The sequence below is a fragment of the Micromonospora sp. CV4 genome (genome assembly GCF_003667455.1).
Taxonomy (GTDB): domain Bacteria; phylum Actinomycetota; class Actinomycetes; order Mycobacteriales; family Micromonosporaceae; genus Micromonospora.
In genome coordinates this window covers 37,165-59,419 of sequence record NZ_RCVI01000242.1, presented here as the reverse complement: position 1 = coordinate 59,419, position 22,255 = coordinate 37,165, and the positions used below count along the sequence as shown (strand labels likewise).

Here is a 22,255-nt window from a genome sequence, read left to right as displayed (position 1 = left end):
TCGGGCCGCAGCCGGCCACGGCACCCGGCATCGACCGACGTGATGTTTCACGTGCAACGGTATCGATGCCGGTGCCTGGTCAGGCCGGTCGGGCCAGGCCCTCCACCACCTGCGCGCCGGGCAGCGCGCCCAGCGCCGGCCCGGGCAGCGCGATCTTGCTGTGCCGTACGCCCGATCCGATGATCACGTGTGGCGTGGCGATCACCCGCGAGTCCACCAGGATCGGCCACTGGGCCGGCAGCCCGATCGGGGTGATGCCGCCGTACTCCATGCCGGTCAGCTCGACCGCGTCGTCCATCGGAGCGAAGCTGGCCTTCCGCACGTCCAGTGCCCGGCGGGCCACTCCGTTCACGTCGGCACGGGTGGTGGCCAGGATGATGCAGGCCGCGTAGCGGACCACACCCTCGCGCTTGCCGGCCACCACCACGCAGTTGGCCGACACGTCCAGCCCCACCTCGTACGCCGCGCAGAACGCGGCCGTGTCGGCGAGGTCGGCGTCGATCGGCGCGACCAGCACCTCGTCGACGTCCACCGGCGCGGTGGCGGGCCACTGCGCGATCGCCTCCGCCACCGGCGGGGCGAGCAGGTCCAGGCGGGCGCGGGCAGGTTCGGTCTTCAGCGTTCCCATCACGGGTGCGATCCTCGCACCCGCCACGCCGAACCGCCCGGCGACTCCCGAACCGTCTGGCCGCTCCCGAGTCGCCACGCGACGCCACCCGTCCCGGGCCGCGCCGACGGGCGGCTCAACTGCCGGCGAGGAAGGCGTTCTCGCGCATGAAGGTGCGGTCCCGCGAGGCGGCCAACTCCTCGGCGCGCTGGGCCTTGGCCCGGTACAGCTCCACGTCCTCCAGCGCGTGCCGGACACCCAGCCGAATCACGCCGTAGAGGAAGACGAAGCCGAAGACGTAAAGGATGACGGTGGTGACGACAGCGAACATGGCGTCACCGTAAGACGAACGTGAACCGTTGTACGTCTCATCTCCGCCCGGTTCCCCCGTACGTGTCAGCGAGGTGATCGGCCCAGGTGCGGACGCCTCGGGGCAGCGCCTCGGTGACCAGGCCACCGGCGCGCAGTTCACGGCCGAGCCGGCCGGGGATCCGCACCGGCAGCAGGGGTCGGCGCGATCCCCGGGCCGCTCGCCACGCGCGGACCGCCTCGTCGAAGCGGAGCACCTGCGGGCCGCCGAACTCCTCGATGGCACCCAGTGGCCCGGCGACCAGGCGAGCCGCCAGCCGCGCCGCCACCTCGCCCGGGTCAACCGGCTGGGCGAGCACCGCCCGGTCCCCGATCACCGGCCCCAGCCGCGCGCTGCTGGCCAGCAGGTCGTCCAGGAACTGCGGAAACTGGGTCGCCCGCAGCACCGACCACGGCACCGAGCCGGCCGCGATCACCTGCTCGGCGGCGAGCTTGTGCCGGTAGTACGCGATCGGCACCCGGTCCACGCCGACGATCGAGACGTACACCAGGTGTTGGACACCGGCGGCGCCGGCGGCGACCACCAGCCGGCGGGTGCCCAGCACGTCCACCTGGTGGGTACGCCGGCCCTCGGGCGCGGTCGCCAGGTGCAGCACCGCGTCCGTCCCGGCCACCGCCTCGGTCAGCCCCTCCCCGGTGGCCAGGTCCGTCACCACCCACTCGACCTCACCGCCGGTACGCGGCCGTCGGCTGGTGGCCCGGACGCTGACCCCGTCGGCGCGCAACCGGCTCAGCACCGCCTTGCCCAGGCGACCGCTTGCTCCGGTGACCAGAACCCTCATCCCGTCCTCCCGTTCCGCCGCGAACTCCCGGCGTCCACCAGCCCATCGATCCGGCCAACGTGGGCCGTGCCGCCCGTGGCCCACCGCTCCTGACGGCACCCCGGGGCGATCCGTGACCCGGATGTGCGGCGGGTCACCCCGAGCGGATCAGATCCAGCACGGTCAGCAGCGCGAAGAACGCGATCAACACCTCGCTGACCACCCAGGCGTGCCCCTGGGCCCACTCCCGCATCCGGGCCAGCACCCGTGCCGCGCGGTGCCCGAGCAGCAGCAGCGCCAGCAGCGGCAGAGCGAGCAGCAGCACCGTCAGCAGCACGAACGGCAGCAGGTGCCACCACGGCAGGTTGTGCCGGGCCACACTCGCCCCGACCGCGGCCATGGTCAGGTCATCGGTGGGCGTCACCACGAAGAGCAGCGCGCCCGTTCGCGACGCCCAGGCGGGGTCGGCGTGCCCGATGCTCCCCAACCACTTCGGCTGCCCGGCCCGGCCCCGGCGCAGCCAGACCACCACGGCCAGGACGACCAGCAGGACGAGCACCACCAGGTCGATGACGGGCCCACGATCGAGCCGTCCGACGACGGCGGAGGCATCGGCGGCCACACCGCCCACCAGCCGCACGAGCAGCCACGCCACCGTCACCCCGGCGGCGACCACCAGCCCGGCACCGGCGAGGAAGCCCAGCGACGCGGCCCGGGGACGGTCCGACGAGGCGAGGAAGACCGCCACGACCAACTGGGTCCCGGCGACCATCACCACGGCCAGTGGCAGGACGGACAGGAAGCTCATCGCCCGCCATCCTCCCGGCCCGCCGACCTCGGACGCCGCCGAATCCACGGATCACCCGCCCGGTCGCGTGCTCCCGCCAACCACCACCCGGCCGGCCAGCAGCGCACCGAGCGCCGCCAACCCGGCGGCCACCACCAGGGTCAACGTGTAGCTGGCCGGACCCGGCGCGCTCCCGGCGGCCAGCACCGCGCCGGTGAGCGCCAGCACGGTCGCGGCGAACAGCGAGTCGCCCAGTTGCAGCGACGAGCTGTTGCGGCCCTGCTCCCCGGGGGCGGACAGCTCCAGGGTGAGCACCGACAACGACGGGTAGAGCAGACCCATGCCGAGGCCCGCCACCGCCCAGCCCAGCACGGCGACGGCCACCGGCAGCTCGGGTTGTACGGCCAGCGCGACCGTTGCCGTGCCGATCGTGATGCAGCCCAACCCGGCCCGCGGGAGGCTGGCGCGCGAGGCCGGCAGCGGGATCCGGCCCTGCACCCAGGACCCCACCGACCAGGCCAGCGCCCCGACCGTGAGAACCAGCCCGGCGGCGGTCGGCGACAGACCCCGCTCCCGGGACAGCATCAACGGGATGACCACCTCGGCGCCGACGAACGCCGCCGAGGCCAGACCCCGCAGCCCGACCACGGTCGGCAGGCCACGGGCCGCCCGCAGGAACCCGGGCGGCAGCAGCCGAGGGGCGCAGACCAGCAGGCCGGCCACCGCGAGCGCGATCAGCACCACGGCGGCAGCGCCGCGCTGCTGTCCCCCGATGTGCAGCAGTGCGGCGCTCACCCCCGCCCCGCACGCCCACCCGATCCGGGCCGCCGCGCCCGCCGGTGGTCGGGTCGGCACAGTCCGGTCCAGCGACCGCAGACCGGGGTGGATCAACAGCACGGCCGGCACGGCCACCGCCGGCACCGCCAAAAAGACCCACCGCCAGCCCAGGTACTCGACGATCAGACCGGCCAGCGCCGGCCCGACCAGCGACGGTACGACCCACGCCGCCGCGAACGCGGCGAAGATCCGCCGGTGCAGCTCCTCCGGGTACGCGTGCCCGACGATCACGTAGAGCGCCACCGAGAGCAGCCCGGAGCCGAACCCCTGCACCACCCGGCCGACGACCAGCGCACCCATCACGGGGGCGGTCCCGGCGATCAGCAATCCGACCACGAACCAGGCCACGCCGTGCCACATCGGCCCCCGGGGCCCCCGCGCGTCGCACCAGATCCCGGAGACCACCATGGCCAGCACGCCCGCGGCGAACGAGCCGCCGAAGGCGATGCCGTACAGCGCCAGCCCGTCCAGACTGCGGGCGACCGTCGGCATCGCCGTACCGACCGCCAGCGCCTCGAAGGCGAGCAGCGAGATCAGCGCGACGCTGCCCACCGTCATGGCCCGCAGCCGGGGCGCGAACAGCCCCGGTGGGGTCGGCGAGGCCGGTACGGCGGTGGCGGTAGGGCTCGACATGCGCCCCAGCCTGCGACCTCAACCCGGATTCATGTCAATCGGTGGTGACCCGGCTCTCGTCAGGCGTTCTCCAGCGCCTCCCCGACGCCCCGTACGAGTCCCGAAAAGTGCTGGTCCGACAGGAGATGGCCGGCGGTGATCACCAGGGCCAGCGGCCACTCGATGACCTGGAGCGCGGCGAGCACACCCAGCCCCGCGTAGTACGCGAGCCGGTCCGGCGGCGGCACCGCCACCTCACCCAGCATCGGCACCTCCACCCGCCGGCTGTACGTCCGGACGGTCTCCTGCCCACCGTTCATGTGTCGCGTCAGCGTGCTCATGCGGCCTCCCCTATCCGTTGACGTTCGCCGGATTCCACCGCCCAGCCCGTCCATGCGCCGCCGACTGCGGAAAGTTCCGCTGTTCAGAGGGCATAACGGATGGCAGGCCGGGAAGCCAGGCCGCCGGACCGAAGCGGCGGGAGGGCGACGATGGGCGTGGGCGGGACCAGCAGCTACGGCGAGTCGGGCCGGCGTCCCTCCAGCCGTACGCCTCGATGACGGCGGCGGGCCGCGCCGTCGGCCGCCTCCTGCCTTCCATCGGCGTGCCGAACCTGGTCGGCGAGGCGTCCCGGACCGTGGGCTCGGCCGCGACCCGGCTGGCCCGGACCGCCGGTCTGACGCGGCGTCGGGTCTGGTCCCGGCCGGGCCGGCACCACATCGAGGTGCACGGTGTCTGCCAGGACGGCGGCGACCGGCTGGCCCGACAGGTGGAGGGCGCGCTGGAGGGGCTGCCCGGGGTGGCGTGGGCCCGGGTGAACGCGCCGTCCGGTCGGGTGGTGGTGGCCGTGCAGGCCCCCGAGCCGAGGCTGCGCGACCTGATCGCCACGATCGCCCGGGTCGAAGAGACGTGTGACCACGAGCCGGACCCGGAGATCCCGCCGCCGCACCCGCCGGAGGAGGGGCCCCGGACTCCGCGCACCCTCGGCGCGCTCGCCTCGGACGCGTTGGGCCTGACCATCTCGGCGGCCACCCGGATCCTGCCGTTCGCGCCGGTGCCCGCCGAGGTGGCCGGGTTGCTCGCCGCGGTGGACCTGCAACCCAAACTGCATGCGCTCGCCGCCCGAGGACTGCGCGCCGACCCGCGCGCCGACATCCTCTTTCCGCTCGCCGAAGCGGTGGTGCAGGGCCTGACCGGAGGCTGGGCCGGAATAGTCCTGGACGGCGCTCAACGAATCGTGCAGTGGGGCGAAGCACGGGCGCAGCTCACCGCCTGGGAGAAGGCCGAACCACGGCTGACCGGCGACCCGGAGCACGCCACGGCCCGCTGGCCGGTGGTCGAACGCCCCCGACCCAAGCCACACGGCCCGGTCGAACGGTACGTGAACCGGATGCTGGCCGCGGGCGCGGCGGCTGCCACGGCCGCGGCGCCCTTCGCGGGCCCCAAGCGGGCCGCCGCACTGGGTCTGTCCGCGCTGCCCAAGGCCCCGGGCAGCGGACGCGAGGGGTACGCCGCTCAGCTCGGCCGGATCCTGGCCCGCCGCGGCGTGATCGCGATGGACCGCAGCGTGCTGCGCGAGCTGGACCGGATCGACACGCTGGTGTTGGACGCCGCGGTGCTCGGCTCGAACCGGGGCGTGCTGGCCGACCTGGCCCCGGCGCGGGGAGTGGACGTCGAGCAGGTGGCGGAGCAGGCGTTCGCGCTGTTCGACCCGGCTGATCCGGCCGGCGCACGGGCCGCGGACGGCTGGCGGCTCGGACCACCGGACCAACTGCCCGCCGGCGACCCTGCGGACATCCCGGACGGCGACCGGCTGCGGGCAGCCGGCGGTCAACTGCTCGGCCTGGCCCACAACGACCGGCTCGCCGCGCTGCTCCGCGTCGAACCGGAGCCCGCGCCGGGTGTCGACGGTCTGCCGGCCGCGGCCCGACAGGCCGGCCTGCGGCTGGTCGTGGCCGGCGGTGACGAGCAGCGGTACGGCTTCGCCGATGCGATGCTGCCCGGCGGGGACCGCCTCACCGACTCGGTACGCGCGTTGCAGCGCGACGGGGCGGTGGTGATGCTGGTTTCCGGGGACCGGTCGGCGCTCGGCGCGTCCGACTGCGGCCTCGGCGTGTCCGCTCCGGAGGACCTGCCACCGTGGGGCGCGCACCTGCTGGTCGGCGCGGACCTCCGGGTGGTGGCGCTGCTGGTGGAGGCGACCGGGGTGGCCCGGCGAATGACCCAGCAGAACATTCGACTCGCCATGGCCGGCACCGGTCTCGGGGCGCTGGGTGCGTTCACCGCCGCCCCGACCCAGTTGCCCCGCCGGTCACTGGCCGCCGTGAACGGCTCGGCCTGGCTGGCCTTCGGGCACGGCGTCTGGCGGGCCCGGCGGTTGCCGGACCAGTCGGACACTCCGGCTCCGGTGGCGACCGCCTGGCACCTGATGCCGATCGGCACCGTGTTCGACCGGCTCGGCACCGGACCGGAAGGGCTGGACAGTGCCGAGGCGCAACGTCGACAGGACGGGCGGGGTCCCGGTGGCGGCAACCCACCCGGAAGCGGTGGCCTGCTGCGTGCTTTCGTGGACGAACTCGCCAACCCGCTCACCCCCGTGCTGGCCGCGGGCGCGGTGCTCTCCGCGTCGTTCGGCTCGCTGGTCGATGCCGCGCTGGTGGGCGGCGTGGTCGGCGGGTCCGCGCTGATCGGGGCGGTGCACGAACGCAACACCGAACGGTCGCTGGCCGAGTTGCTGTCCCGCTCGGCGGTGACCGCGCGGGTCCGTCGGGACGGCGTCGAGCGGGTGGTCGCCGCCGAGGACCTGGTGCTCGGGGACGTCATCGCCGTCGAGCCGGGTGACTCGGTGCCCGCCGACTGTCGGGTGCTCGAATCGGTGGGGCTGGAGGCGGACGAGTCGTCGCTGACCGGCGAGTCGCTGCCGGTCGCCAAGAGCGACCGTCCGGTGGTCGCCGCCGCCGTCGCCGACCGGCACTCGATGCTGTACGAGGGCACCACCGTCGCCGCCGGACACGGCACCGCCGTGGTGGTGGCCACCGGCGCCGACACCGAGGCCGGGCGCAGTCTCGCGATGGTCCGGCAGGCGCCACCGACCAGCGGAGTGGAGGCTCGCCTGGGCTCGTTGACCAGCGCCGCCATCCCGTTGGCTGCCGGCTCCGCGGTGGCGGTGGCCGGCGCTGGCCTGCTCCGGGGCGTACCGCTGGCCGAGACGGCGGCGACCGCCGCGAACCTCGCCGTGGCGTCGGTGCCGGAGGGGCTGCCGTTCCTGGTGAGCGCGGCGCAGCTGGCCGCCGCCCGGCGGCTGGCCGAGCACGGCGCGTTGGTCCGCAACCCGCGCACCATCGAGGCGCTGGGCCGGGTGGATGTGCTCTGCTTCGACAAGACCGGCACCCTCACCGAGGGCCAGCTGCTGCTCGCCGGTGTCGGCGACGGTGTCGGCGACCGGTACGCCCCGGTGGACCGGCTGGACGACCGACTCCGGTTGACCCTGGCGGCCGCGCTGCGGGCCACCCCCGCCGCCGCCGATCCGGAGGAGTTGGCGTTGCAGACCGACCGGGCGGTCCGGCGGGGTGCCGGGGTGGCGGGGGTGGTGGAGCAGACCGGTGCCGCCGACTGGAAGGCTGCCGGCGGGCTGCCCTTCGAGCCGTCCCGCGGCTACCACGCGAGCGTCGGAGAGACCGGTGGTCACCTGTTGTTGAGCGTCAAGGGCGCCCCGGAGACGGTGCTGCCGCGTTGCTCGACCCGGCGTACCGACGGCCGTCAGGAGCCGCTGGACGACGCCGGCCGCGCCGAGCTGGAGCGGGTGCTCGCCGACCGGGCCGGGGCGGGCAACCGGATCCTGGCTGTCGCCGAGTGCCAGGTCGACGACCCTAAGGTGACCGACGGGGACGTCCGGGACCTGACCTTCGTGGGTTTCCTCGCCCTCGCGGACGGGGTCCGGAAGAGTGCCGCCCCGGCGGTACGCCGGATCCGGCAGGCCGGCGTGCACACCATCATGATCACGGGGGACCATCCCGCCACCGCCGAGGCCATCGCCGCCACCATCAGCGAGCACGACGAGCAGCGGGTGGTCACCGCGGGCGAACTCGACCAGCTGGACGACCAGGCGCTCGCCGAGCGGTTGACCAACACCGACGTGGTGGCCCGCTGCACCCCGGCGCACAAGGTACGGATCATCCAGGCGTTGCAGAAGTGCGGGCGGACCGTGGCGATGACCGGCGACGGCGCCAACGACGCCCCGGCGATCCGGCTGGCCGACGTCGGGATCGCCCTCGGCCAGCGGGGCACCCCGGCGGCCCGGGCCGCCGCCGACCTGGTGGTCACCGACGACCGCCTGGAGACCATCATCGCCACCCTGGTCGAGGGGCGGGCGATGTGGTCGTCGGTGCGGCACGCGCTCAGCATCCTGGTCGGCGGCAACCTCGGCGAGATCGCGTTCAGCGTGCTCACCGCCGCGGCGACCGGCCGTTCCGCGCTCACCGGACGGCAGCTGCTGCTGGTCAATCTCCTCACCGATCTCGCGCCGGCGCTCGCCATCGCGATCCGTCCGCCCGCGTCCGACCGCACCGACACCCTGCTGCGGGAGGGCCCGGACGCGTCACTCGGGGAGACCCTCACCAGGGAGATCGGGCTGCGCGCCGCGGCCACCACGCTGGGCGCCACCGCCGGCTGGACGTTGGCCCGGTACACCGGGCGCCGTCAGCGGGCCGGCACCGTCGCGCTGGTCTCGCTGGTCGGCACGCAGCTCGGCCAGACGATCCTGGCCGGCGGCACCAGCCCGGCGGTGCTGGCGTCCACGGCGGCGTCGCTGGGGGTGCTGGTCGTCGTGGTGCAGACCCCGGGTGTGAGCCAGTTCTTCGGCTGTACCCCGCTCGGGCCGGTCGGCTGGACCATCGGGGCCGGGTCCGCGCTCGGCGCCACCTTCGCCAACGGCGCGCTCACCAAGCTGGTGCAGCACCTGCCGCAGACCCGACCCCACGACGGTGGAGCGAACGGCTCCGAGGGCTGACCGGGCCGCCCGCGCATGCCCGCTCTTCGCCGGGGTACCGCTGCACGGGAGGAGGTGGGCACCGTGACGGAGCAGCCGCAGGTGACGTTCATCGGTACCGCGACGACGGTGCTGCGGATCGGCGGTTTCACGCTGCTGACCGATCCGAACTTCCTGCATCGGGGCCAGCGGGCGTACCTGGGCAAGGGCCTGTGGTCGCGCCGGCGCACAGATCCGGCACTGTCGATCGCCCAGCTCCCGGAGCTGGACGCGGTGGTCCTCTCCCACCTGCACGGGGACCACTTCGACCGGGTGGCACGCCGCGACCTGGCCCGCGAGCTGCCCATCGTCACCACGCCAGCGGCGGGACGGAAGCTGCGGCAATGGGGATTCCAGGCCGCCGAGGGCCTGCCGACCTGGTCGTCGCGGGAGCTGCACCGCGACGGTACGACCCTGCGGTTGACCTCGATGCCCGGCAAGCACGGCCCGGGTGCTTTGGACCTGCTCATGCCCGACGTGATGGGCACGATGATCGACGTGGAGCGCGCCGGGCGGCGCGAGTTCCGGCTCTACATCACCGGCGACACGCTGAACCGGCCGCTGCTCACGGACATCCCCGAGCGGTACCCGGACATCGACGCGATGCTGATCCACCTCGGCGGCACGAAGGTCGCCGGAATTCTGCTCACCATGGACGCTCGACAGGGCGCCGATCTGGTGGAGCTGGTTCGACCGAAGCTGACCGTGCCGATCCACTACGACGACTACGGGCTCTTCCGCTCACCGCTGGCGCACTTCGTGGACGAGGCCCGCCGCCGGGGCTGGGTGTCGCAGGTACGCACCATCGCCCACGGCGAGACCGCCACCCTCACGCCGCCCGCCTGACCGCCCGGCCGCAGGCCCCGGCACACCGATCGCCCCCGCCGCTTGACCGGTGGGGGCGATCCGTGACGGGTGACGGTCAGCTGCGCTCGGAGATGGCCTCGATCAGGTCACCCACGGGGCGCTCCGGCAGGGACCGGGCCACATCGGCCACGGCCACGATGCCGACGAGCTGATGCCCGTCGATCACCGGCAGCCGGCGTACCTTGTGCTGGCCCATGGTCCGCAGGATCTCGGCGGCGTCGTCGTCCGCGCCGATGGTCACCGCCTCGCCCTGGGCCAGCTCGCCGGCGGTCACGTTGGCCGGGTCGCGACCCTCCGCCAGCACCTTCACCACGATGTCGCGGTCGGTCAGCATGCCCTTGAGCCGGTTGTCGTCACCGCAGATCGGCAGCGAGCCGACCCCCAGTTCGGCCATCCGCTTCGCGGCCGACTTCAGGTCGTCCTGCTCGCGGACGCAGCTCACGTCGTTCGTCATGATCTCGCGTGCGGTCGGCATTGGTCTGACACCTCACTTCCGAGGGGGGTTGTTGCCGTCCCTCCTACCCCGACCGTCCCCGACCATGCGAAGGCCTACCGCTCCGTGCCGTGCGCGCAGTTCGGGGCAGGGTCCTCGCCGGCCACGACGAAGTCCGCGCACGTGATGAAGCGGTCGTTGAACTGGCCGACGAAAAACCCGATCACCGCCACGATGGCGACGATCGCCACCACGGTGAGTTTGAGACGGCGACCCGGGAGGCTGAAGTAGCTGGGCGCGAGCAACTGGACGACGATGACCGCCAGGAACGGAACCACGGCGAGAGAAACGACATTCAACACCTGGTCAATGGTCTGACCCAGGCCTCCGAGCGGGCGCGGCACGACGAGTCGCAACACCAGGAGCAAAATCGGGGGCAGGAAGAAGACCAGCACCCAGCGGTGGGTGTGCACCCGGCGGCGTAGCAGGACGACGCTCAGGAGCACCACAAGGGACAGCACGAGCAGTTCCTGTCGCCGGTAGTAGAAGATGGTCCGGTGGGCGCCGAGGGTGAATGCGACGTCCCAGACGTACAGAGAGGCACCGAACGCGATCGCGTAGAAGCCGCCCAGCTTCTGTTCCGCGGTGCCTCGTAGGAGGTCGTCACCCTCGCTGAGCTCTCGCGACTTCCTGGCGGCTCGCCCGGCTGGCCTCTCCCCGCTCATGACCCTGCCCATCGTGCTCGTCGCCCAGCCGTGGCTGGTTCCCGCGGCCCCTATGCCGGTAACGACCGTGAGTCGCGTTCCGCTTCGATTTAGGCAGACGCCGGCATCCAGGCTTGGCTGTCCTGCGACCGGTGCCTGCGGCTGCCTGCCGCTGCCCAGCCCTTGTCGCGGGTGAAAGCGCTATACCTCAGAGTCATATTTATGCCTCTGAGGTATAGCGCTCATCGGACCGAACGCCTGGCCGCGCCGGAACAGGCATCGTCAGATGCGGTCGCATACGTGATGTGGTGCAACAGCCACAACGACCGGTGGGCCTTCCGCCAGTTCGGCCAGTCGACGTCCGGCCACCCGGACACTCGGCGAAGGTGCTCGAAGTGCCGACGGAGCCGGCTCAACTGATCGTGCTCGGCCGAGGAGAAGTCCCCTCCAGCCTCCAGGCAGACCGAGGCGAGTCGAACGACATCGGCATCAACCTCCCTGTCCCGGTTTTCCAGCAGGAAGCGGACCGTGAAGATGGCCGCCCCCTTCGAATCGCCGTACCAACAGACTGGTGAGCTCACGTTGAGTTCAGTCTTCCGTGGGCTCCGCCGGCCCAGGAGTTTGGCCTCCCGCCGCCGCTCCGCATACGCGCTCAGCTCGACCAACCACAGGTCCCGGCTTGAACCGAGTGCGTCCAACGCCCGGAGAAGCGCAGTCTCATCGCGACGCAAAGGCCCTGCGACCTGTTCCAGGTAACCGAACGTGGCCAGAAAGCCGATCGGCTGATAACGCTCGATGCATCCCGCCAAGGCGTTGATTCGGCGTCCGTAGGGCAGCGAGTGGTCACGTACCTTGCGCGCGTAGGTGCCGAAGCTCACGGAGCCAGGCTATCGATCCCCGCGAATCAGCTTGGGGTGAGGAGGCAGAACTCGTTGCCTTCCGGGTCGGCCAGGACGGTCCACGGGACATCGCTCTGGCCCAGGTCGATCACGGTGGCGCCGAGAGTCCGCAATCTGGCCGTCTCGGCCTCCATGTCGTCACCTGGATATGGACGGAGGTCGAGATGGACGCGGTTCCACCCGGTCTTGACGTCGGGCGTACGGAGGAACTGCAGATATGGGCCGACGCCCTTGGCGGAGCGCAGTACCGCGTTGTGGTCGGTCACCTTGTGCAGGGTCCAGTCCATCGCCTGGCCCCAGAAGCGGGCCATGGCTCGCGGATCCACGCAGTCGACCACCACGGTGGCGATCGGTCCGGTGTCTTCGACCGGGTCGTGCCAGTCCAGTACGCAGAACTCGTTGCCCTCGGGGTCGGCCATGACCGTCCACGGGACGTCGCCCTGGCCTATGTCGGCGGGTGTTGCGCCGAGATCCTTCAGGCGCGCCACCACCTCCGCGTGATGAGCCGCCGAGGTGGTGGCGAGGTCGACGTGGACGCGGTTCTTCACCGTCTTGGGTTCCGGGGAGACGACGAGGTCGATGCAGACGGCGACGGGGTCGGGGTAGACGAAGCCCTCAGGTTCGAGGTTGGTCACGCCGGGTCCCTCGCTGGAAATGTCCCAGCCGAGCGCCTGCGCCCAGAAACCGCCCAGCGCGGAGTCGTCCCGAGCCTTCATGTTGATCTGAACAAGCCGCGTCGTCATGGCGAGGATGCTAGCGGCAACCTGGCACATCAACCCCTGACCCCTGCCTCGCAAAGATCAAGACTGCCGTCGGCCGCCGTCAGTGACCCACTTCGCCCCCGCTCGCATCGCCCGGTACGGTCCGCGAGAGTGTTCGCACTGCAGGGAGCCCATGAGATGCGCGTGCGGCCACCCCGGCAGCTCCCACCCTGAGAGTAGGTTTCGTCAATGGCATGCCGTATCGGTGAGCTCGTGCTCAAGTGCCGCGACCCCGAGGTGCTGGCGCGGTTCTGGTGCGAGGTCCTGGACTTCATAGAGCTCGATCGCGAAGAGGAGGTCTACATCGAGATAGGCCCGCGCGAAGGGTTCGGCGGCCCGCAGCCGACGATCTTCCTCATCCGCGATGACGAGCCGAAGAACGGGCATGCCCGGCTGCACATTGACGTCAACCCCACCGACCGCGATCAGGACGCCGAGCTCGAACGCCTCCTGGCCGCCGGGGCCAAACTCGTCGACATCGGTCAGCCTGCGGATGCGTCCTGGCACGTCCTCGCCGACCCCGAAGGCAACGAGTTCTGCCTGCTCAAGCGCCGCCTCGCCCCACTCTGACGGCCCTCGTCGACCGCTTGGCTGTGCTCGGAACCGAGATCAACCGGGGAAAGTGCTGGTGGAGCCCAGGGGACTCGAACCCCTAACCCCTGCCTTGCAAAGATCAAGACTTGTGTCGGTCAGCGTCGGTGGCTGCCGCTGACCTGCACGCTGCGTCGCCTCTTGTCGCTCTCTGACGCCGTCCGCCGGTCGGCTTGGCTGTACCGATGGCTGTACAGCTCGCATGTGGCAAAGACGGCTAGTTGGCAAGCTTGGTAGGTCTGAGAGACTTGACACGCCCGACAGGCTTCACGGCAGGCAAGTGTCAAGTTAGTGTTGACCCAAGCGCTGAACCGGTGCGTGTGCCCGGTGTAGGCACTTCCCGCCCCCTGGCACTCGTGTCAGGGGGCCTTAATCTAGGCCTCGCGTACGACGATGCCGGGCGTCCCGCCCTTGACACGATTCGTCTCTGTACGAATCGCCTCTCCGATCTGCTCCCACATGTTCTGAGGACAGACAGCAGCAATGCTGCCACCAGGCGCGATCGTGCTTCGGAAGGCCGCATATGCCACCAAATCGGCCATCTGCACTAGGTACGAGTGATCGGACCGGCGGGCGACCGGATCGTCAATCAGGCGCTTGGCAGCGTTAACCAACGACCCACCGCCGTACATGCTTCCGGCCGTCAAGTACCGGCGCGCCTTTCGGACAAGCTTCCGAATCTGCGCGTCCTCACCCTCGTCATGAAAGATCATGAAGGGGGTGTTGCCGTAGTAGCTCGCCCGCTCGAGCCGCTGAAGCAGGGTGGTCCAAGCGAGTTCAAAGACATCGTCCGGAGGGGCAGTCCCCTTCCGCTTGTCGATCACGATCCCAAACGCCTTGGCCTTCAACTGGTGAAGTTCCCGCATGTGGGCGCGATAGATGAGGCTGCGCTGTGCCGGCGCCAATCCGAGGTCGCGCAACGGCCCTGCGTTCCGCAGTAGGTAGCTCGCCTTCAACTCGACGCGCATCGGCACACCGAACGTGTCGCGGATCCTTCGGCGGAAGGCCAACATCTCGTTGAAGGAGTCAGGCCAGTCCTCGGAGTCGATGAGGACGCAACCAAGGGTGTAGGTCAGTGACCCACCTTTGTCGATGTCACCGGTATTGCCCGACTCATCGATGTACGCCAGAAGCACAGCTGGTCCTTCGGGGTTTCGTTACTACGTGACCATATCTCTACCGTCCGTCACTCGTTGACGACCGTCCTCCACTGCACGGGTACGGCAGGACTCGCGTCTGTCGAGCGGCCGATGCCGGCGAGAGGTGCTGCACTCACCGACCACCTGCTGATTCGCAGCGTACGGCCCATCCAGCAGATGCTTCATCTACCTATGTGGACAGGCCTCGGGACAACCTGTGGACGGGTATGGCTGAACTTGGGGACTACCTGTGGACAACCTGTGGACGCTTGGTGGGGAATCTCCCGCGACCACTTGCTGACCAGGCCTTTTAGTAACCCCAGCCGGTGGATGGAAGGTTTTCGGTTAGCACTCAGGTTCGAACGGCCACCGACCACTGTCGGCCCGAAGCAAGCTGACCCGCCCGCCTCACGCCTCAACCGCTACTGCCATCCCGCCTGCCGCCGACCCACACACCGTGGAGCAGACCAGGGCCAGGGTGACAAGGTGGAGCGCCCTACCGGACGAACGGCTCGGTGTACGAGCAGCGGCCGGGCGTGTGGGCTGCGGTGGTCGACCTCGGTTGGATCGACGGGAAGCGGAAGCGGAAGTACGTCTACGCCAAGAGCGAGGTTGAAGCGGTCCGGAAGCGGGACGAGTTGCGGCGCCAACTTCAGCTCGGGGTCGACCTCACCGCGCAGCCTCGGACGTTGGAAGCCTGGTTGACCGAGTGGTTGCGGGACGTGAAGGCGCACGACGGCACCCGGCCGTCAACGCTGGTGCGCTACCGCCTGGCCGTGAGCAAGCACCTGGTACCGGGCCTCGGTCGGGTCAAGCTCGACCGGTTGACGCCTCGGGACGTGCAGCGGTTCCTCACCGGGCTGCGCGGGCAGCTAGCGCCGGCCAGCATCATCAAGGTGCACACCGTGCTGCGGGTCGCCCTGGCCGACGCTGAGCGGATGGACCTGGTCCCGCGCAATGTCGCCAAGGCTGCCAAGCCGCCGGCTCTCGGTCGGACCGAGCGGCGAGCGCTGACGCCCGAGGAAGCCAAGACGCTGTTGTCGGTGCTGACCGGGGACCGGCTGGAATCCCTGTTCGTCCTGGCGCTGGCGACCGGGCTGCGGCGGGCTGAGCTGCTGGGCCTGCGGTGGTCGGATGTCGACCTGCCGGGGAAGGCGCTGTTCGTTCGGCAGACGCTCCAGCGGACGGATCACGGGTTGGTGTTCGTGCCACCGAAGACGCACCGGTCGGCCCGTCCGCTGCCGCTGTCGGCTCTGGCCGTTCGGGCGTTGGAGGCACAGCGGGTGCGCCAGGCCAAGGAAAGGCTCGCAGCCGGGGAGGTGTGGTCGGATCTCGGCCTGGTCTTCGCCAGCACCATTGGCACTGCGATGGAGCCGCGGAACGTCAACCGGCGCTTCGAGCAGCTCCGCGCGGCGGCCGGGCTGGACTGGCTACACCTGCACGACCTGCGGCACGCGTTCGCCACGTTCATGCTCGACCAGGGCGAGGAACTGCGGACGGTGATGGAGCTGCTTGGGCACTCCACGATCCGGATGACGGCCGACACCTACGGCCACGTTCTGCCGGCGCGGGCTCGTCAGGCTGCCTCGGCCATTGACCGGATTCTCGGCCAGGAGGGGACGGCGTGACCGGCTTGGCTGTACGAATGGCTGTACTCGGACCGAGATCAACCAAGGAAAGTACTGGTGGAGCCCAGGGGACTCGAACCCCTAACCCCTGCCTTGCAAAGGCAGTGCTCTGCCAGTTGAGCTAGGGCCCCGTGGGCGGCTGCGGCGTCGCCGATCGCTCGCCGCGGGCCGGACGTCAGCGCAGGTCGGGCGCGGTGGTCGCCTCGTGCCACAGGGCGCGCTCGTCGTTCGAGGCCCTGACCTTGTTGAACACGACGGCGGCCACGCCGACGACGCCGGCCAGAATCAGCAGCTTCTTGAACATGGGGACATCCCTCGCGCTCGACTAGCGTCGGACGACCTGCGGTGGGGCTAGATGGAATCGAACCATCGACCTCAGAGTTATCAGCTCTGCGCTCTAACCGACTGAGCTATAGCCCCGTGTTGCGACGAGCAAGGTTAACCCATCCGCTCAGCCGGCCCCAAATCGGGGTCCGGGCCCGCGAGCCGGGCCGTTGACGCCTGCAAAACCTACCTGAGTACGAGACGCCGGAGCGACCGCATTCCGCGGCGCCCCGGCGTCCCGATCGCTCAGTCCCGCTCGGCGAGGGTCAGCTCGATCCCGCCGACCAGGTCGGCGCAGACGTTGTAGACGAACGCTCCCAGCGTGGCCAGCGCGGTGAACAGCACCACGTTGACCAGGCCGATCAACGCCGAGCTGAGGATCACGCCCTTGGCGGTGATCTGGAAGCCGCTGGTGCTCTGCCCGCCGCCGGCGTTCACCAGGTCGCTCAGGCTGTCGTTGACGCTCTGGAACACTCCCATCGCGTCCAGCGCCAGGTAGAGCACCGACGTGGCGACCACCACGACGATGAAGAGCACCACCGAGACGGCGAACGCGAACTTCATCACGGACCAGGGGTCGATCCGCTTCAGGTTCAGCCGGGCCCGGCGCGGTCCGCGGGACGCGGCCGAGCCGACCGAGGTACGCGCTGCGCGTACCGCGTCACCGACCCGGGCCGCTCCGACCGCGTTGCCGATCCCCGGCGGCAGGCCGCCGCCGCTGGCCGGGCGACCGGCACCGGTGGCACGCCCCGAGTCCGGTTGCGGCTGGGTCATGCCGGGCGTGATCCGGGGCTGGGTGCCGGTGGCGCCGGTGGACGCCGCCTCACCCGGCCGGACACTGATCGGCTGGGTGGTCGTGGGCCGGGCCGGGGCCGGGGCTTGGGCTTTGGCCGGGGCCGCTGCCGGGGGCGCATCGCTGGACGCCGGCGCCTCGACGCCGGACGTCTCAGTCTTGTCGCCCGACCCGCCGTCCTCGCCGGGCTGGTCCGGCGGGGGTGTCATGCCGGGAGCCCGGGTGAATTTCGGGGCAGGCGCGTCGGCGGGGACCGTTGCCCGGCCCACGGCCGCGCGGCCGGTCGCTGGTGTGCCGCTCTTGGCGGCCTCCTCGTCGACCGGGTTGGCCGAGGTCCCCGTGTTCCCCGACTTCGCCTGTGTCTCCGTCATTCAACTAGTCCTGTTCGTCGGGTTCGTCGGCATTGCGAGCAATGGCCACGATAGTCACGCCGTCCGGGAGGTCCATCAGCTTGACCCCCATTGTGTTCCGGTCACGCGTACGGCGTACAGGCTTCACCGGAGTCCGGATGACACCACCGTTACTGGTGATCGCGAACAGCTCGTCGTCCGGGTCGATCACCACAGCGCCGACCAGACCACCGCGCCGCTCGGTGATCTTCGCAGTCAACACGCCCTTACCTCCCCGGCCCTGCACCGGGTATTCCTCGATCGGGGTACGTTTCGCGTATCCCCCGTTCGTGGCCACCAGAACGTCCAGACCCTCCCGAACGACCTCCATGGCGAGCAGGACGTCGTCGTCCGTGAAGCGCATGCCGATCACGCCGGAGGTGGCCCGACCCATCGGCCGCAGCGCGTCGTCGGAGGCGTTGAACCGGATCGCCTGCGCCTTCTTGGAGACCAGCAGCAGGTCGTTCTCCGGCGCAACCAGCGCAGCACCGACCAGCTCGTCCTCATCGCGCAGGTTGATCGCGATGATTCCGCCGGAACGGTTGGAGTCGAACTCCTCGAGCCGCGTCTTCTTCACCAGGCCGTTCTTCGTGGCCAGTACCAGATAGGGCGCTACCTGGTAGTTCGGAATTTCGATGATCTGCGCGATCTGCTCGTCGGGCAGGAAGGCGAGCAGGTTGGCCACGTGCTGGCCCTTGGCTACCCTACTGGCCTCCGGCAACTCGTACGCCTTGGCCCGGTAGACACGGCCCTTGTTCGTGAAGAACAGGATCCAGTCGTGGGTGGAGCATACGAAGAAGTGGCTGACAATGTCGTCCTGCCGCAGCGTGGCGCCGCTGACGCCCTTGCCGCCCCGCCGCTGCGAGCGGTAGAGATCGACCTTGGTCCGCTTGGCGTACCCGGTCCGGGTGATCGTGACGACCACGTCCTCCCGGGCGATGAGGTCCTCCATCGAGACCTCGCCGTCGAACGGGATGATCTGCGTGCGCCGATCGTCGCCCCACTTGGCGACGATCTCGCCGAGCTCCTCCGAGACGATCCGACGCTGCCGCTCCGGCTTGGCGAGGATGTCCTTGAGGTCGGCGATCTCGATCTCGAGCTTGGCCAGGTCGTCCAGGATCCGCTGCCGCTCCAGGGCGGCGAGACGGCGCAGCTGCATGTCCAGGATCGCGGTCGCCTGGATCTCGTCGATCTCCAGCAGCCGGATCAGGCCCTGCCGCGCGTCGTCCACCGTCGGCGAGCGCCGGATAAGGGCGATCACCTCGTCCAGCGCGTCCAACGCCTTGGACAGACCGCGCAGGATGTGCGCCCGCTCCTCGGCCTTGCGCAGTCGGAAGGCCGTCCGCCGGCGGATCACGTCGATCTGGTGCTCGACGTAGTAGCGGATGAACTGCGCCAGGTTGAGCGTGCGCGGCACCCCGTCGACCAGGGCCAGCATGTTGGCGCCGAAGGTCTCCTGGAGCTGGGTGTGCTTGTAGAGGTTGTTCAGCACGACCTTGGCGACCGCGTCGCGCTTGAGCACCAACACGATCCGCATGCCGGTACGACCGGAGGACTCATCGCGGATGTCGGCGATCCCGGCGAGCTTGCCCTCCTTGATCAGCTCGGCGATCCGCTCGGCGAGGTTGTCCGGGTTGACCTGGTAGGGCAGCTCGCTGACGACGAGGCAGGGCCGGCCCCGCTTGTCCTCCTCGACCTCCACCACGGCCCGCATCCGGATCGAGCCGCGACCGGTGCGGTACGCGTCCTGGATCGCGGTGGTGCCGACGATCAGGCCGTGGGTCGGGAAGTCCGGACCCTTGACGATGCCGAGCAGGGCTTCGAGGGTGGTCTCCTCGTCCTCCTCCGGGTGCTCCAGGCACCACTGCACCGCCGCGCCGATCTCCCGCAGGTTGTGCGGCGGGATCTTGGTGGCCATGCCGACCGCGATGCCCTCGGAGCCGTTCACCAGCAGGTTCGGGATCCGCGACGGCAGGATGGTGGGCTCCTTGGCCCGGCCGTCGTAGTTGTCCTGCAGGTCGACGGTGTCCTCGTCGATGTCCCGCAGCATCTCCATGGCGAGGGGGTCGAGCTTGCACTCCGTGTATCGCATGGCCGCGGCCGGGTCGTTGCCCGGCGAGCCGAAGTTGCCGTTGCCGTCCACCAGCGGATACCGCAGCGACCAGGGCTGCGCCATCCGGACCAGCGCGTCGTAGATCGCCGAGTCGCCGTGCGGGTGGAACTGACCCATCACGTCGCCGACGACCCGGGAGCACTTCACGTAGCCGCGGTCCGGCCGGTAGCCCGAGTCGAACATGGCGTAGAGGATCTTGCGGTGAACCGGCTTGAGCCCGTCCCGGACGTCCGGGAGCGCACGACCGACGATGACGCTCATCGCGTAGTCGAGGTAGGAGCGCTGCATCTCCACCTCGAGCCCGACCGGTTCGATCCGGTCGTGCGCGACCACGGCGGCGATGGCGTCGGCGGGGACCTCTGGCTCGTTCGGTGTGGACTCGGGGGAATCGGTCACTGTATACCCTTATCAGACTCAGAGTCGTTTTCGTGCTGTGGATAACGGCTGTGGATACTGGCCAAGCTGTGGATAACTCTGTGGATCGGCGGGTCGGTCGGGCTCGCCCCGGCCGACCCGCCGAGCTCCGTCAGATGTCCAGGAACCGCACGTCCTTGGCGTTGCGCTGGATGAACGACCGGCGCGCCTCGACGTCCTCACCCATCAGCACGCTGAACAACTCGTCGGCGGTCGCCGCGTCGTCGAGCGTGACCTGACGCAGAGTACGCGTCGCCGGGTTCATCGTGGTTTCCCACAGCTCGGGATAGTTCATCTCGCCGAGGCCCTTGAACCGCTGAATGTCGTCCGGCTTGGCGTTCGGCTTCTTCTGCTGGCGCAGCGCGATCAGCCCGTCCCGCTCACGGTCGGAGTAGGCGTACTGCGCGTCGTCGCCCTTCTTGTTCCACTTGATCTTGTAGAGCGGCGGGGCGGCCAGGTAGACGTGGCCCATCTCGACGAGCGGGCGCATGAAGCGGAACAGCAGGGTGAGCAGCAGCGTCTGGATGTGCTGGCCGTCGACGTCCGCGTCGGCCATCAGCACCACCTTGTGGTAGCGCAGCTTCTCCATGTCGAAGTCGTCGTGGATGCCGGTGCCCAGCGCGGTGATCAGCGCCTGGACCTCGTTGTTCTTCAGCACCCGGTCGATCCGGGCCTTCTCCACGTTGAGGATCTTGCCGCGGATCGGCAGGATCGCCTGGGTCCGCGGGTCCCGACCCTGCTTGGCCGAGCCACCGGCCGAGTCGCCCTCGACGATGAACACCTCGGACTCGCGCGGGTCGGTCGACTGGCAGTCGGCCAGCTTGCCCGGCATCGAGCCGGACTCCAGCAGCGACTTGCGGCGGGCCAGCTTGCGCGCCTGCTGCGCGGCGATCCGGGCACGAGCCGCCTGGGAGGCCTTCTGGATGATCATCTTGGCCTCGGCCGGGTTGCGATCGAACCAGTCGACCAGCCGGTCGTTGCAGACCCGCTGCACGAAGCTCTTCACCGGGGTGTTGCCGAGCTTGGTCTTGGTCTGGCCCTCGAACTGCGGGTTGGCCAGCTTCACCGAGATGATCGCGGCAAGCCCTTCCCGGATGTCCTCGCCGGAGAGCTTCTCGTCGCCCTTGAGCAGCTTCTTGTCGGTGCCGTACCGGTTGACCACGCTGGTCAGCGCGGACCGGAAGCCCTCCTCGTGAGTGCCGCCCTCGTGCGTGTTGATCGTGTTGGCGAAGGTGTAGACCGACTCGCCGTACGACTCGTTCCACTGCATGGCGATCTCGAGCGACATGCCCTCCTCCTCGGCGCCGAACTCGACCACGGTCTTGTGGATCGGGTTCTTCGAGGCGTTGAGGTGCCGGACGAAGTCGGCGATGCCGCCCTCGTAGAAGAAGGTCACCTCACGCTGGCGGCCGTCCTCCTCCTCGGCCACCCGCTCGTCGAGCAGGTGGATGCGGAGGGCACGGTTGAGGAAGGCCATCTCCTGAAGGCGCCGGTAGATGGTCTGGAAGTCGAAGTCGACGGTCTCGAAGACGTCGGCGTCGGGCCAGAAGGAGACCGCCGAGCCGCTGCGGTCGGTGGTCTCACCCTTGTCCAGTGGGCCAGGCTTGGAGTTGTTGTACTGCTGCCGCCACACGAAACCGGACTTGTGGATCTCCACGGCCATCCGGGTGGAGAGCGCGTTCACGACGGAGACGCCGACGCCGTGCAGACCACCGGAGACCGCGTACGCCTTGCCGTCGAACTTGCCGCCCGCGTGCAGCACGGTCAGTGCGACCTCGACACCCGGCTTCTTGAGCTTCGGGTGCAGGTCGACCGGGAAGCCACGGCCGTTGTCGGTGACCCGGACCCCGCCGTCGGCGAGCAGCACGACGTCGATGGTGTCGCAGTATCCGGCCAGCGCCTCGTCGACCGCGTTGTCGACGACCTCCCACACGAGGTGGTGCAGACCGCGCTCGCCGGTGGACCCGATGTACATACCGGGCCGCTTGCGAACCGCCTCCAGCCCCTCGAGAACGGTGATCGACTCTGCGCCGTACTCCTGCTTGTCCTGCGCTGCCACCCTCGGCCACTTTCTCGCGTCGTCCGCGCCGGAAGGGGCGCGTCGGGCGCGGGTTCGGCGGACAGGACGCGACGTCGGCGCGCGGACCGGTGCCGGAGATCTCCGGACAGCGGGTCGAACGCGCCGGTCGCCGCGGTTGCCC

The 22,255-nt window shown here is 70.2% G+C and carries 19 protein-coding genes and 2 tRNA genes; 4 read left to right on the top strand and 17 right to left on the bottom strand.

Annotation, left to right across the window (positions count from 1 at the left end; translation table 11 throughout):
* Positions 1–79: 79 nt before the first annotated feature.
* The 6 genes from EAD98_RS12350 to EAD98_RS12325 all read right to left on the bottom strand — a co-directional run bounded on the left by EAD98_RS12350 (position 80) and on the right by EAD98_RS12325 (position 4,314).
* Complete coding sequence (locus tag EAD98_RS12350) at positions 80–628, bottom strand: YbaK/EbsC family protein (RefSeq protein WP_121654194.1); 549 nt, start codon at positions 626–628, stop codon at positions 80–82.
* Between the two features lie 115 nt (positions 629–743).
* Positions 744–938, bottom strand: a complete 195-nt coding sequence (locus tag EAD98_RS12345) for a hypothetical protein (protein ID WP_121654193.1) — start codon at positions 936–938, stop codon at positions 744–746.
* Between the two features lie 37 nt (positions 939–975).
* Positions 976–1,758 (bottom strand): SDR family oxidoreductase, encoded by a 783-nt coding sequence (locus EAD98_RS12340; protein WP_121654192.1) that lies wholly within the window; start codon positions 1,756–1,758, stop codon positions 976–978.
* Positions 1,759–1,891: 133 nt separating this feature from the next.
* On the bottom strand, positions 1,892–2,545 hold the full coding sequence (locus EAD98_RS12335; protein WP_121654191.1) for a GAP family protein: 654 nt from the start codon (positions 2,543–2,545) through the stop codon (positions 1,892–1,894).
* 51 nt (positions 2,546–2,596) lie between these two features.
* Positions 2,597–3,994: an MFS transporter gene (locus tag EAD98_RS12330; protein WP_121654190.1), complete on the bottom strand. Its 1,398-nt coding sequence runs from the start codon at positions 3,992–3,994 to the stop codon at positions 2,597–2,599.
* 59 nt (positions 3,995–4,053) lie between these two features.
* On the bottom strand, positions 4,054–4,314 hold the full coding sequence (locus EAD98_RS12325; protein WP_121675910.1) for a hypothetical protein: 261 nt from the start codon (positions 4,312–4,314) through the stop codon (positions 4,054–4,056).
* A gap of 215 nt (positions 4,315–4,529) precedes the next feature.
* Here EAD98_RS12325 and EAD98_RS12320 point away from each other — a divergent pair, with 215 nt between their 5' ends.
* Together EAD98_RS12320 and EAD98_RS12315 are read left to right on the top strand one after the other, a co-directional pair.
* Complete coding sequence (locus EAD98_RS12320; protein WP_121654188.1) at positions 4,530–8,981, top strand: cation-translocating P-type ATPase; 4,452 nt, start codon at positions 4,530–4,532, stop codon at positions 8,979–8,981.
* Between the two features lie 63 nt (positions 8,982–9,044).
* Positions 9,045–9,845, top strand: coding sequence for an MBL fold metallo-hydrolase (locus EAD98_RS12315; protein ID WP_233583804.1), 801 nt, complete (start codon positions 9,045–9,047; stop codon positions 9,843–9,845).
* Between the two features lie 76 nt (positions 9,846–9,921).
* Here the strand turns inward: EAD98_RS12315 and EAD98_RS12310 are convergent, their stop codons facing one another.
* The 4 genes from EAD98_RS12310 to EAD98_RS12295 all read right to left on the bottom strand — a co-directional run bounded on the left by EAD98_RS12310 (position 9,922) and on the right by EAD98_RS12295 (position 12,645).
* A complete protein-coding gene (locus tag EAD98_RS12310) occupies positions 9,922–10,341 on the bottom strand; it encodes a CBS domain-containing protein (protein ID WP_074315599.1) in 420 nt (139 codons plus the stop codon).
* 74 nt (positions 10,342–10,415) lie between these two features.
* Positions 10,416–11,024 (bottom strand): hypothetical protein, encoded by a 609-nt coding sequence (locus EAD98_RS12305; RefSeq protein ID WP_147457374.1) that lies wholly within the window; start codon positions 11,022–11,024, stop codon positions 10,416–10,418.
* 221 nt (positions 11,025–11,245) lie between these two features.
* On the bottom strand, positions 11,246–11,881 hold the full coding sequence (locus EAD98_RS12300) for a hypothetical protein (protein ID WP_121654185.1): 636 nt from the start codon (positions 11,879–11,881) through the stop codon (positions 11,246–11,248).
* Positions 11,882–11,907: 26 nt separating this feature from the next.
* Entirely contained in the window at positions 11,908–12,645 is a 738-nt protein-coding gene (locus EAD98_RS12295; RefSeq protein WP_121654184.1) for a VOC family protein, read from the bottom strand.
* A gap of 207 nt (positions 12,646–12,852) precedes the next feature.
* Between EAD98_RS12295 and EAD98_RS12290 the strand changes: the two genes are divergently transcribed.
* Complete coding sequence (locus EAD98_RS12290; RefSeq protein WP_121654183.1) at positions 12,853–13,233, top strand: VOC family protein; 381 nt, start codon at positions 12,853–12,855, stop codon at positions 13,231–13,233.
* A gap of 395 nt (positions 13,234–13,628) precedes the next feature.
* Here EAD98_RS12290 and EAD98_RS12285 read toward each other — a convergent pair whose 3' ends face one another.
* Positions 13,629–14,390, bottom strand: a complete 762-nt coding sequence (locus tag EAD98_RS12285) for a DUF3800 domain-containing protein (protein ID WP_121654182.1) — start codon at positions 14,388–14,390, stop codon at positions 13,629–13,631.
* 518 nt (positions 14,391–14,908) lie between these two features.
* Here EAD98_RS12285 and EAD98_RS12280 point away from each other — a divergent pair.
* Positions 14,909–16,021, top strand: coding sequence for a tyrosine-type recombinase/integrase (locus tag EAD98_RS12280; protein WP_121654181.1), 1,113 nt, complete (start codon positions 14,909–14,911; stop codon positions 16,019–16,021).
* Positions 16,022–16,076: 55 nt separating this feature from the next.
* On the opposite strand, the gene EAD98_RS12275 is transcribed toward EAD98_RS12280, so the two are convergent.
* The 6 genes from EAD98_RS12275 to gyrB all read right to left on the bottom strand — a co-directional run bounded on the left by EAD98_RS12275 (position 16,077) and on the right by gyrB (position 22,113).
* Positions 16,077–16,152 (bottom strand) — tRNA-Ala (locus tag EAD98_RS12275).
* A gap of 44 nt (positions 16,153–16,196) precedes the next feature.
* Positions 16,197–16,325: a DLW-39 family protein gene (locus EAD98_RS31545; protein ID WP_233578611.1), complete on the bottom strand. Its 129-nt coding sequence runs from the start codon at positions 16,323–16,325 to the stop codon at positions 16,197–16,199.
* A gap of 42 nt (positions 16,326–16,367) precedes the next feature.
* Positions 16,368–16,441: transfer RNA gene (locus EAD98_RS12270), tRNA-Ile, on the bottom strand.
* Between the two features lie 150 nt (positions 16,442–16,591).
* Positions 16,592–17,509, bottom strand: a complete 918-nt coding sequence (locus tag EAD98_RS12265; RefSeq protein WP_121654180.1) for a DUF3566 domain-containing protein — start codon at positions 17,507–17,509, stop codon at positions 16,592–16,594.
* A 4-nt stretch (positions 17,510–17,513) separates the two neighbouring features.
* Positions 17,514–20,036, bottom strand: coding sequence for a DNA gyrase subunit A (gene gyrA, locus EAD98_RS12260; protein ID WP_121654179.1), 2,523 nt, complete (start codon positions 20,034–20,036; stop codon positions 17,514–17,516).
* 130 nt (positions 20,037–20,166) lie between these two features.
* Positions 20,167–22,113, bottom strand: a complete 1,947-nt coding sequence (gene gyrB, locus EAD98_RS12255) for a DNA topoisomerase (ATP-hydrolyzing) subunit B (protein WP_121654178.1) — start codon at positions 22,111–22,113, stop codon at positions 20,167–20,169.
* Positions 22,114–22,255: the final 142 nt, after the last annotated feature.